Source organism: Candidatus Dojkabacteria bacterium (genome assembly GCA_016927995.1).
In the GTDB taxonomy this organism is placed as follows: Bacteria; Patescibacteriota; Dojkabacteria; order JAFGLO01; family JAFGLO01; genus JAFGLO01.
Genome location: JAFGLO010000001.1, coordinates 1 through 12,840 on the forward strand (window position 1 = coordinate 1; position 12,840 = coordinate 12,840).

Sequence of the window (12,840 nt, forward strand, 5' to 3'; positions counted from 1 at the left end):
ATATATATATAATAGCGCAATTTAGGTAAATTTAGCTATATACAAATGCCAAAAGTCGACTTCAGTCAGTTTTTAATGCGAGCCGAGCCCACAGAAACCAGTCCTTCTAGTCCCGACTCACCTAGAAGACCAAGTTCTGGACAAATAATAAAATTCGTTACTGATCAACTTCGAGATCCAAAGAATCGTCCAAATAATGTACTGCTTGCATTACCACCTGAGCAAAGTGTAGGCCCGACTGTAGCTACTATAAATAGAGAACAGAACATTATCGAACAACAAGAGTACGCTCTATCATCATATTTTGGAATGAGCACAGCATTTCCCACGGTAGAGAATAGTTTGGTGTGGAAGTCACAAGAGTCCTATTCTCTTGTGATGGGTATTTTATGGCAAATGTTTGATCAAAATGAACCACAAGTAGATGATGGATTTATTTATCCATTACGTTGGAAATGTACAAGCGACAATCCCAACCTTGAGTTAAGAGAAGTTCAGGCCGCTATTCTTAAGACAATGCATACACTTTATAATGCATCACCGCCGGAAAACAATCAAACAAGTATTGAAATGATCGGACTTCCACCTAGAGCAGCTTAATAAATTCAATCCCCCTACGCTCCCGCCCTTAAAAGCTCCTTCAGATTCTTAAGCCCGATAACACCGGCAGGAGATTTAGTCGAACCCTTGGTAACTTTAATGTCTGCATAAGCAGAAGTATAAAACTTTTTATAACCTATTTTTTTCATAGCATTAACCCGCTTTGAAAGCATGTCGGGAGCACGCACAATTCCGCTAAGCGAAATCTCCCCTGAAAAAATCGCATCTTTTGGAATAATCTTCCCCTTAAGCGATGAAATAATAGCAACGGCAGTAGCAAGGTCAATATAAGGCTCTTTAACAAAGAGCCCGCCGGCAATATTTACAAAAATATCGTACTTACCAAGCGGAAGTCTAAGCACTTTTGAAAGCACGGCCACAATGATTTCAAGCCGCTGTTTAGTTATTCCATGGGCCATTCTACGTGGCATTTGATAAACGGATTCAACCACCAACCCTTGCACTTCAACAGCCAAAACCCTGCTACCTTCAAGAATTGAGGCCATAACACTACCTGCGGTATTCTCACCAACTGCAGCAAAAATGTTAAATGTATTATCGATATCGGAAAAGCCTGATTCTTTCATTTCTAAAAGACCAACTTCCATAGTTGAACCAAACCTGTTTTTGGCTGCCCTAAGCACACGCACGGTACTATTGGGAAGAGATTCCAGATATAAAACAGCATCAACCATATGTTCGACAAGTTTGGGCCCAGCAGTAAAACCGTCTTTAGTAACCTGCCCAACAATTACCGAAATAATACCCTTTTCCCTTGTGGCTTGCACAATTTTACTGCACACAATCCGAGATTGGCTTACCCCACCGGGTATACCTGTAGACTCGTCGGACGATAGTGCCTGAAGTGAGTCCCATACAACCAGTTGACCGGTCTTGGGTTTAATTTTTGAAATGATTTCTTCAACGCTGCGCCCTTCAACAAGCTTTACGTCCTCGGGTAATTTTTTACCGGCAATTCGTTCTATCCGTTTGGCAACCTGGGTAAGACTTTCCTCTGCCGTAACATAATACCCGCCACCCTTTTGAGAAAGCAAACTGGCTAGTGCAAGCGTAGATTTACCAATACCCGGCTCACCGCTTAAAAGCACTGCAGATGCCGATACAAATCCTCCACCCAAAACAAGATCAAATTCGGAAAATCCACTTGAGGTTCTAATATCGGTAGACAAGTCAACGTCAGCAACACTTTTTACTGTAGCCTTGCGGGCGCCAGCCTTTGTACTTTTGGTAGCATCGGCCGTAAGCCGGCCACTGCCTTCACTTTCACTCTCGGAAAATGGAGTCAATGTACCCCATGCACCACACGCTTGGCATTTGCCTGTCCATCCAAGACTTTCGGCTCCGCATTCTGTGCAAACGTAGATATCTTTTTTCATTTGGTTGGTTGTTAGTTATTCGTAGGGACAGGTTTTAACCTGTCTTTAATACCAACCAATGTTATCAGATTACAAGGATATATTTAAGGGGCCAATATTCACATGATGACAAAATTGCCAATTACAAATCGGGAAAACAGAGACAAGTTAAAAACTTGTCCCTACGGCTACGGCATTTCGTCAACGGTGACCCGTTATCCGGTTGAATTCACGGTAACTCGTCCCCTATCGACCGTAATTGGCAATTCAACCCGCTTTGACCCAATTGGCGAACCATTTTCAATAATATAATCAGCAATAACGGTTTCAAGATTCCGCTGAATGGCCCTTCGCAAAGGTCTTGCGCCATATTCCTGATCAAACCCTTCCTTTAAAAGAAGCTTTCGCACTTTATCGTCAATTTTTACTTTGATCCACTGATCGGCAAGTCTTTCATTAAATTCTTTAACCAAAATGTCGATAATTTTACCAACCTCGGGCTTTGTAAGCGGCTTAAACACTAAAATCTCGTCGAGTCTGTTTAAAAGTTCGGGCTTTAAATAAGCCTTAAGTTCCGAAAGAAGCTTCTCCTTTACACTTTCGTAGTCCCACTCGGGCTTTTCGTCTTCCAGTGCCTTAAAGCCCACGGTTCCACCAACTTTAAGCTGATCAATTCCCACATTAGAAGTTAATATAATAACAGTGTTTTTAAAGCTCACCTTATTACCCTTGCCATCGGTAACATGACCATATTCCAAAACCTGAAGCAAAATATTAAGAACGTCTTCATGTGCTTTTTCTATTTCATCGAACAATACAACAGAGTAAGGATTATTCTTGACTTTTTCCGTAAGCTGGCCACCCTCTTTATACCCAACATACCCCGGAGGAGACCCAATAAGTTTGCTCACACTGTGCATTTCCATAAGTTCACTCATATCAATCTGAATCAGCCGATCGCTATCACCAAATAACTCTGTTGCCAAACTCTTGGCTAGTTCAGTTTTACCAACACCTGTAGGGCCTAAAAACAAAAATGAAGCCCATGGACGCTCTGCATCGGAAATACCGGTCCGTCCACGTTTTATAGCCTCGGAAACACGTTTAACTGCCTCGGCTTGCCCAATAACCCGTTTTGATAATACTCTATCTAAGTTTTTAAGCGCGGATGACTCTTTTGTAGTTAATGTGGACACAGGAATTCCTGTCCAGTCGGAGATTACACTTCGAATCACATCCTGAGTAACAACTTTTATGTTTTTAACACTTTTATCCTTTTGAACCTTAAGCTCTGTCATATATTTTTTCATATTTTCTTCCATCACACGCAGATTTTGAGCAGCCAACAAATCCCCTTTATTTATTGCCTCTTCTTTTTCCAGAATAAGCTTTCTAAAATCCTCCTCAACCACTCCAAGATTGGTCTTCTGTTCTGCAATTATTTTTACTGTTGCACAAGACTCGTCCAAAAGATCAATTGCTTTATCGGGCAAGTTACGGTCACTTACATACCTATCGGACAACCTAACGGCAGCTTCAACTGCTTCTTTTTCAATTTTTACCTTATGATGATTCTCCAAGAGATCCGATAATTTTGTTAAAATCCCAACAGATTGCTTAACAGAGGGCTCGTCAATAAATACCGGTTGGAACCGCCTATTAAAAGCTGTATCATCCTCGAAAATACTTCGGAATGCGGCTGTTGTGGTAACTCCAATGCAACGGATTTGACCGCTTGTAAGCTCGGGCTTTAAAATGCTTGCAATATCTGATCCACCTGAAGAAGCTGAACCCGCAGACAAAAGTGTGTGAATATCGTCGAAGAACAAGATAACATTAGGACTTCGTTGAGCAAATTTAAGGATTGCCATAACCTTTTCCTCAACATCACCCCGCATATTACTACCTGCAACAATTTTATTGGCATTAATTCGAAATACTCTAAAGTCCTTAAGTGATACCGGTACCATATTTTGAGAAATCCGCTGAGCCAGCCCCTCAATTAATGTCGTTTTACCAACACCGGGTTCACCTACAATAAGTGCATTGTTCTTTTTGCGCCTTGCTAGAATATTTACAAGTTTTTCAAGCTCGACCTCGCGACCAATTAAAGGATCAAGCTTTCCTTTTTCGGCAAGTAGGGTTAGGTCATCGCCAAAGGCTCTAAGCACTGGTGGAATCTTGCCATCCCCCGGAGCTTTTCCTGTTAGAATCCCTTCGGGATATGAAATAAAATCCAAAACCAATCTTTTTGCCGACTGCTCGCTTATACCAAGTTCGGAAAGTTTGTTAACAAGTTTGGTTTTACGTTTAAGTGAGGCCAGAAACAGATGCTCGGTTCCAACGTAAATATGATTAAACTGACGTGCGATTCTATATGCGTCAACAAGCAGATCTTTTATCTCGTTGGATATTACTATTGATTCCGAGGCTTTAGGTATCTTCTTGGCTATCTCAGCAAAATCTATGGACACGGCTGTATATCCCCAAAGCAGTTTTTCTTTATCGAACCCTATGGCAGAAAGCATGCGCGATACAATACTGTTGGGATTTACTACAACAGCACGAATAATATCATCTATCGAAATTTCTTTCCGCTTTCCATGAATAGCAAATAAACTAGCAATATAGAAAGAAATCAAGGCATTGTTACTTAATCGATTAAACGGATTTACCTCTCTAGGTCTTAGCGCCATTTTAGCAATGTCAATTAATAAGTGCCAAGATATTGTAACATACGTAGGGATAGATTTTAAACCCACCCTTTACATAACAATTGCAAGCAAAAGACTTGAGCGTTTACGCCAACCCCAGCTCTCCTAGTTTGTCCTTTTCCTTCTGGTCGGGTTTCTCGTTAATACGCTTTAAGCTTAAACGTAAGTGACGTTCTGTTGAAGAAATTGAAAGAATTTTAACTTTTATTTTATCGCCTTCTTTAACAAAATCGTTTATATCCTTGACAAGATCATATGAAACTTCCGAGATGTGAACGAGTCCGTTTAAGCCTTCTCCTATTCGTACAAAGAAACCATAATCGACAATCTTTTGAACCTCACCATCGACAATATCACCTACTTTATATTTGGCAATCGCCTGTGACCATGGATCCTTTTGAAGTCGCTTAACGCTATATGCTACACGTTTTCCACCCTCGGTAATGTCGATTACCAAAACCTTTATCTTGTCACCGACTTTAAACAGTTTTCCGGTGTCCTCGACTTTATCCCATGAAAGTTCCGAGAGGTGAACAAGTCCTTCAACTCCTTGCGCATTTACAAAAATTCCGTAAGGAGTTATTCCACTTACCTGGGCATCTAATGTATCACCAATTTTCATTTTTCTTAAGGTGTTCTCGCGAAGCTTAATATCACGCTCCTGAGTTACCATCTTTTCGGAAAGGATAATTTTGTTCTTTTCAATATCAAGTTCGATAATTCGAACTTTCATTTTTTCACCAACAAGATCTGCAAGATTCCCTTGAACACGCTGGGAGATATCCTTACCCATGAGTTTTTTGCCATCGGCATAAATTCGACCGGCATCAACCTGAGAAGTTGGAATAAATCCACGGATCCCGCCCTCTATCTCACAGATAAGTCCACCATTATTAGCCTCGACAACATCAACCTCGATAATACTGTTATCCTTTCGTGCAGTTTTAAGATCGAGCCAGCGCTTTGCCTTATCTGTCCTACGTAATGACAAAACAAGCATTCCGTCGGGATCTTCTGGAGTAACAACGTACACCAAAACAGGATCACCTGCCGAAAGCTTTTTAACATCGATAAGTTCACTTTTAAGCTCACGCCCCGTAATAACACCTTCGGACTTCCATCCGACATCGACAAGTACAGCACTCGGAGCAATTTCCACTACTGTACCTTCTATTATTTCACCCTTCTTGGGAACCTTTAAGGTCTCAATTTCCTTGAGTAGTTCTCCAAAATCGGTGGTAGTTTTTATATTTGTTGCCATATTATGCAACCTCCTTGTTTTTTACGCCTATGGCGTATATCTCGGTAGTATAATATAAGTGAACAAGAAGTGCAAGCATCGTGCAAAGCGAATGTGCAGACCCGCTACTACTCTGTCGCGCGAAGTGATAATACTATTTGGTCATAGATAGCAAGTTCAGAATCTGGGGGAGTTGAGCTAAAGTACATAGAAACGTCAGCAGCCTGTATACTTCCAGCTTCCTCTTCAAGCACAAAGAGAGTTGTTTCAAATATTTTATCAACAACGGCGTTTGAAGAATCACCAGAACACCAACATTGTGGATCGAACGTTGATTCATCACAGGTTTTGGGGCCGTGGCACATTGCTATATAATTCACATAACCGTGGAAATCAGCCCCTTTTATTCTCAAAAGATTTTGATTCCAGAGAGTTCCGATATTCACGTTAGAAGATAAATCTGATATTTCAGGAAATCCACCAGCACCTAACCCAGAGGCGAGCTTAATAACCAGCTCGGAGGTAGGAGCGGATATCGTTAACGTAGCAATATAGCCTTCGACTTCATTATTTTCGCTAACAGACCAGTCGGACGGATAATCGAAACAGATTTGAGGACTTTCGGAACAATATGTAACCCAATTTGCGCTTGCATCAGGTTTTTTCTGATACATCTTTATTACGGCACCTTGCAAAAGTCTTATGTAACCATGTCCTGTAGCAACACCCATATCCTGTACTTGGGCAGCTGTAGCGGATATTTTTACTGTGTCACCAACAGCTAAATCGTTAAATATTTGAAACTTCGACTTATCGGTATTCGCAACTAAAAGATGTAAAGCTGTAGAACCAGTTTGCCCTACAGGATTAAACGCAACATAGTCACTTGAGCCGTTGTAATTAACGTCCACGTAGGTTGCCAATATACTTATATCTATACCATCAACCAGCTTAAAATAATGGTTCCCGGCAGCGACACCAGCCTCTTCATAGGCACCGGAGATTATATAAGCAATTCCCGCATTATAAGGATAAACTAAAGGGAAATTGGGAAGCTCTGAAGCTTCGAGTAAATAATGATTACAATAGGACAATTCGTAATTACAGGTATAAAAATCTATAAACTCCTTATTGGATCCATGATATCCACCCATAACCGTATACAGGTTGGTAATTTGGTCAAGTTGTATCTCCCCGTTACTCTGGATTCCACCACCTTCGGTTCGCAGGATTATCTGATCGATAACCGAGAGTGTATCGTCAATGTCAGAAACGGAGCTAAAGCTTACGTACGCACCACCAACCGGAGCAAACTCAGGACCACCGGATGAGCACGGAGCTCTAATTTCCGGAAAAAGTTCATTTGGAACACATTCAGATTCAGGAAGAAGTCTCTTATACCATGCCTGATACTTATATTTAGGGTCGGAAGGATTATCGTTTTCGACCATCTTGGTTCTGATAAGCGATCCTTCTAATACTGTAAATCCCTCATCAACATTTGATGGATACGCCTCACCATAACTCTGTCCAATTGTTAATATTGCACTCTCATAGGAAATAGTATAGTTACAAAAATTCTCCTGTGTAACAGTTGCACCTTCAGGTACTGCCAAATCTAAATACCAACCAGTACCATATACATCACTGCAGGTAAAATGTTCGATATTGTATGTGACTACATCTTCGTTTGTTTCCTCTTTGGAGGGCTCTTTTTTGCCTAAAAATGGTAACTCGTGACCGGTTGCTACGTAAACTGCAACTCCCAATATAGATAGTGTAAGCACTGATATACTTCCATAAAGAAGTATAGGCTTTATTTTCTGCCAGTTAAGTTTCATAACATGTAATGTTAAATTAAACAGGCGCTAATTTAGTATACGCAAATTCGTCAGAAAAGGTAACTACCTCATATTAGTAATATTTGGTAGACTAAATACAAGATGAAAAGAATTGATTCCATAATAGCACTAATTTTGGTTATTACTGCCACTGTTCCTTTTATCTTACTACTTACCCTTAAAGAGAATACCCCCATAAAACAAGATGTATTGGGAACCGGCGGGGTCACCTACTACGTATCAACCACCGGAGACGATAATAATACCGGAACCCGTGAGTTACCTTGGCGTACCATCAACAAGGCAGCGAATTATACCGGACTTAATCCCGGTGACACGGTTTGCATTCTGCCCGGGGATTATGCCGAAGAAGTAAGACCGGGTAGAAGTGGCGTACAAGGAGCAAGAATTGTTTTCAGTCCCTGTGAAGGTGGTACTGTCCGAATTGGTAAGTTTCTGTTAAATAACATCTCCTATATAGAAATAACTGGATTTGAATTTGTCCAAAGCCTTACAAATGATTCATGGGAACATTTTGCCATTCAAATTAAAAATAACAGTAATTATAATCTAATAAAATCAGTAAAAATTCATGATTTTGAAGATTGGTTTGGAATTAAAATTCACGGACAAAACCCGATAGGAAACATCGTTGAAACTAGCCAAATCTGGAATATGAGATCACTCCCATATACCGATGTTCACGGAATAATGATATCAAATGATAAAAACTCGAAAATTCAAAATAACAGCATTTGGAATATCGAAGGAGACTGCATACAAACATATCCACCTGACTCTCTCTCCGACAAAGGAAACACATATATCCTTAATAATCACCTCTATGTAGAAGATTCATTCGCTATAGGCGCCGAAAACGCAATAGATATAAAGCAGGCTTCGCAGACAGGAACCTTTCTAGTAAGTGGCAATATAATTCATGGATTTAGGCCACACGATGCTTCTATTGGAGGGTCCGGAGGCGGAGGCGGAAGTGCAATTGTTATTCATCAAGATTATTCGGATAATATAACACTAAACGGCAACTATATATACAATTGTTACAAGGCCATCTGGATTGCAAAAGACTACGCATACTCAAACATAAAGATTCAAAACAATATTATTTCAAATATCAAAGCCCATCCCTGGTCTATTGCCGGAGAAACCTATGCAATTATGTTTTATGGAAATCTAAACAATATTATTGTCGAAAATAACACCTTTCTAGACACAACAACCTCGATGTACTTTATGCCATCCCTTTCCATGAATAACTCGTATTTGCGAAACAATCTTTTTTATAATGCCGGTACAATCGGTGGATCAAATAAATTTACAAGTGTCTCAAACAATGCATGGTTTAATACAACAGGTACACTGCCTGGGGCAAACGACATAACTGGTAGTAATCTGGGGCTTGTAAATTTTGTGTACTCCATTCCAGGAACAAGTGTATCTATTCCTGCAGGAACAACCGCTTCAAGTGCGGTAATAAACAAAGGAATAGCAACTTCACTAACGACCGATTTTTTGTCTCATACGAGAGATTCCGTTTTTGATATTGGAGCAATTGAATATATAGCACCAGCTACACCCGAAAATCCGAATCCTCCACCCGAAAATCCGAATTCTAACGATCAAGAAACAAATAATGCTAACCAAGGAGAAGACGTAGATACAACACAAGACCAGGAAGCAACACCGGATAAAGAGAACTCAAATGAAACGGGAATAAGTGAAGAAGCAAATTCGACCAGTGGCGACAACAATTTTATATACCCAATCTTAGAAATACAAGAAACAATTAAAAAAGTAGCTACAGAGAGTAACTGGACTAGATTTGGGGTTGCAAGTGGTGTTACAGTGAGTGTTTATTCGGGACTATGGCTTTTAGCAGTTAAACTTAACCTTCCTCGGCATTTTACCTTTGTGCTTTTTAGAAAAGAAAGGAAATCTGATTCGTGGGATTGGAGCTAAGAATATTGCGTGATACTCTTGTTTCCCTGTATAATACTTTATGCGGGTATAGTATAACGGTTATTATGTTGGTTTTCCAAACCAAGGATACGGGTTCGACTCCCGTTGCCCGCTTATGAGCGTTTTGACGAGCCCCGCGAAGGCAAAAATATCATAAACGGCAATCTGCCTTCTTTCATTAGCTTACTCCTTGCTGACAACCTTCCTCAACTTCTTGTGATAACTTTTAGCAAAACGGTGGGCTTCGTCACGAAGATTTCGCAAATGACTGTACCACTCTTCCCTTCTATCAGGCCTTATTACCCGCCAGTTTAAAGGTCCACTCAAGTTTTCCATAACAAAGTAATCGTGAGGCTTAAAAATTCCAACTACTTTTACGGTTTTCCATAAATTATGATATTCCTTCTTTTGGACATCCTTGGGAACCTTTAACAATAATTCCTTAACGGCTTCAAGTACTTTACCAACCTGACCTTTTCCACCATCAATAAGAAGAATTTTAGGCACCGGCCAATCGGGGTGGTTAAGCCTACGCTTTAAAACCTCTTTCATCATGTGAAAATCACTAATACCCTTGGTATATTTAATCCGAAACTTTCTATAGCTGCTTTTGTCGAGCTGACCGTTTGTAGATACAACCATTGATCCAGTTGCCCATTCTCCCATGATGTTTGAAATATCATAACATTCGACCCTGAATGGCTGCGAATTCTCAACGTCAAACCCCTTTGAAATTCCTTTTACTCTGGAGTTACGGATATCTTCAATAAGGTTTGGATTATCTTCATATTCATAAGGTGTAACACGTGTGTACGAAAATGATTCAAGCTCTTTAATGTGTTCGTTAACTGTTTTTGCGTTTTCATATTGTTCCTTGTTTGAATAATATTTACGTTTTCTCTCTAATTCAGCCATATAGCTACTATATCCACTTTTAAGAATCTTTCTAATGCGTGAAACATTAGTTCTGTTTTCCAGAAGCCCTTCTTTGCGTGCACATGGACCTGTACACAAGCCAATCTCACCATACAAACAAGGACGGTTTAATCGTTGATATTTTCTAAACTTGCTTTGACTACAATTTCTATACGGAAAAACATGACGAATAAGCCTAAGCACATTATTCACAATATTCCCCTGAGGATAAGGCCCGTAATACTTAGCTCCCTTATACCTTTTTTCATGGGTACTTCCGACCGATGCAATAACCTCCGGCTTACCATTAATCTCTTCCTTTAAATTTTGAATGAATATATGCTTATAACCCTTGCCGTCTTTGCCCATACTGTTGTAGTGTGGCATGTACTTTTTAATGAGGTTAGCTTCAAGAATAAATGCCTCTAGCTCGTTACGAACCTCGATAAATTCGATGTAAGATATTTCGGCAACAAGGGCAGTGGTTTTTTCACCTAAGGCATCCTTACTTGTAAAGTATGAACTAACCCTGTTTCTAAGAGATTTCGCTTTACCTACATATATGACTTTTTTCGCGGAATTGCGATAAATATAAACACCCGGCTCTCGTGGAAGAATTGATTTATTTTTTATAATTTCTGAGGCTTTGTACACGAAATATTATAACAACAAACTATTACAAAATCCTCCTTACAAGATTAAAGGATAATATGAATAATGAATTTAAACATTATGTATTTAAACGTGGTAAACTTATCATAACAATAATATGACACTTGCCAACGTGAAAAATATTTACAAAGACAAGACTGTTCTCATCTTTGGGCTTGGATTAAACGACGGTGGCTTGGGAATGGTAGACTTCTTTGTAAACCAAGACGCAAAGGTAACAATAACCGATGGGAAGAAAGAGGAGGAACTTAAACCAACCCTTAAAAAGCTGGCAAAATATAAAGACAAAATTACCTATCACTTGGGTGGACACATAGATGCCGACTTTACGGAAAATGACATAATCGTCCGAAATCCCGCAATAAAACGTGATAACCCCTACCTTGAAATTGCTCGCAAAGCTAAAAGAGAGATTATTATGGAGCTTGCACTGTTTCACCAACTTACCCCCTGCCCGATTATCGGAATTACAGGAACCCGCGGTAAATCTACAACCACCACCCTTATTTATGAAATTCTTAAAACAACACTTGGCGAAAAAGTACTTTTAGGTGGAAATATTGGAAAAAGCGCAATGCGAGAGCTTCCTAAGTTAACACTTGATAATTTAGCCGTTTTAGAGATTTCAAGTTTTCAGCTGGATGGTATGGGTGAATCCAAGGTGTCACCACATATAGCCGTAGTAACAAACCTATACCCTGATCACCTAAATTGGCATACAGATATGCAAGATTATATAGAAACAAAGAAAAACATTGTACGCTATCAGAAACCTTCGGATATTGCGGTAATAAACATTGACAACGAAATAACAAAGACATTTGTAGACATTGCACAAAGCAAAGTAATCACGTTTTCGTTGATCGAACATGCCGCCAACTATTACCTTGATAAATCGCTAACCCTTTTTGAGAATGGTAAACCATTACTTAGCCTTAAAACTGCGTCACTCGAAGGCATTCACAACCTTTACAACATGGTATGTGCCATTGCAACAACCCGTATTTACGACATTCCTGTGTCAAATATCCTAAACGTAATCGAGAGTTTCACTGGTGTAGAAGGCAGGCAACAGCTTGTTCGGGAACTTAACGGTATTAAAATTTACAACGATACCACAGCAACTTCACTTGAAGCCATGGAGGCAATGTTAGATACGCTTGGTCCAAAGTACCCTAAAAAGATAATCATGCTTGCAGGTGGTGTAGACAAAGGGTTTGACTACTCAAAACTTTCGGGAAAATTTGGAAAGTACCTTAAAAAAGTAATTCTTTTGGAAGGAACCGCATCGGAAAAGTTGGCTTTGGAACTTGAGAAGCTGGAAATTCCCACCGAAAAATACTTTAACAACTTTGAAACAGCAATAAAAACCGCTTACAAAACTGCACAACCCGGCGACGTTATGATATTATGTCCCGGAGCCGCTAGTTTTAACATGTTTGCAAACGAATTCGACAGAGGCGCAAAGTTTAATAAAGTTGTAGAAAAACTTATTTAAATAG

Annotated in this window: 8 protein-coding genes and 1 tRNA gene; 4 read left to right on the forward strand and 5 right to left on the reverse strand. The window is 39.8% G+C overall.

Annotated elements, in window-relative coordinates:
* Positions 1-45: 45 nt before the first annotated feature.
* A complete protein-coding gene (locus JW962_00005; GenBank protein ID MBN1373714.1) occupies positions 46-600 on the forward strand; it encodes a hypothetical protein in 555 nt (184 codons plus the stop codon).
* Positions 601-614: 14 nt separating this feature from the next.
* Here JW962_00005 and radA read toward each other — a convergent pair whose 3' ends face one another.
* From radA to JW962_00025, 4 genes are all read right to left on the reverse strand, one after another.
* Positions 615-1,997 carry a DNA repair protein RadA gene (gene radA, locus JW962_00010; GenBank protein MBN1373715.1) on the reverse strand — a complete coding sequence of 461 codons (1,383 nt, stop codon included), beginning with the start codon at positions 1,995-1,997 and terminating at the stop codon, positions 615-617.
* Between the two features lie 194 nt (positions 1,998-2,191).
* Positions 2,192-4,672 (reverse strand): ATP-dependent Clp protease ATP-binding subunit, encoded by a 2,481-nt coding sequence (locus JW962_00015; protein ID MBN1373716.1) that lies wholly within the window; start codon positions 4,670-4,672, stop codon positions 2,192-2,194.
* Between the two features lie 103 nt (positions 4,673-4,775).
* Positions 4,776-5,951 carry a S1 RNA-binding domain-containing protein gene (locus JW962_00020; protein ID MBN1373717.1) on the reverse strand — a complete coding sequence of 392 codons (1,176 nt, stop codon included), beginning with the start codon at positions 5,949-5,951 and terminating at the stop codon, positions 4,776-4,778.
* A gap of 107 nt (positions 5,952-6,058) precedes the next feature.
* Entirely contained in the window at positions 6,059-7,771 is a 1,713-nt protein-coding gene (locus tag JW962_00025; protein ID MBN1373718.1) for a hypothetical protein, read from the reverse strand.
* A gap of 102 nt (positions 7,772-7,873) precedes the next feature.
* On the opposite strand from JW962_00025, the gene JW962_00030 reads away from it, so the two are divergent.
* Together JW962_00030 and JW962_00035 are read left to right on the forward strand one after the other, a co-directional pair.
* Complete coding sequence (locus JW962_00030) at positions 7,874-9,751, forward strand: hypothetical protein (GenBank protein ID MBN1373719.1); 1,878 nt, start codon at positions 7,874-7,876, stop codon at positions 9,749-9,751.
* Positions 9,752-9,793: 42 nt separating this feature from the next.
* Positions 9,794-9,865, forward strand: a tRNA-Gly gene (locus JW962_00035).
* A gap of 69 nt (positions 9,866-9,934) precedes the next feature.
* On the opposite strand, the gene JW962_00040 is transcribed toward JW962_00035, so the two are convergent.
* Positions 9,935-11,320, reverse strand: a complete 1,386-nt coding sequence (locus JW962_00040) for a GIY-YIG nuclease family protein (GenBank protein MBN1373720.1) — start codon at positions 11,318-11,320, stop codon at positions 9,935-9,937.
* Positions 11,321-11,435: 115 nt separating this feature from the next.
* Between JW962_00040 and murD the strand changes: the two genes are divergently transcribed.
* Positions 11,436-12,836 carry a UDP-N-acetylmuramoyl-L-alanine--D-glutamate ligase gene (gene murD / locus JW962_00045; GenBank protein ID MBN1373721.1) on the forward strand — a complete coding sequence of 467 codons (1,401 nt, stop codon included), beginning with the start codon at positions 11,436-11,438 and terminating at the stop codon, positions 12,834-12,836.
* The last annotated feature ends 4 nt before the right edge of the window (positions 12,837-12,840 follow it).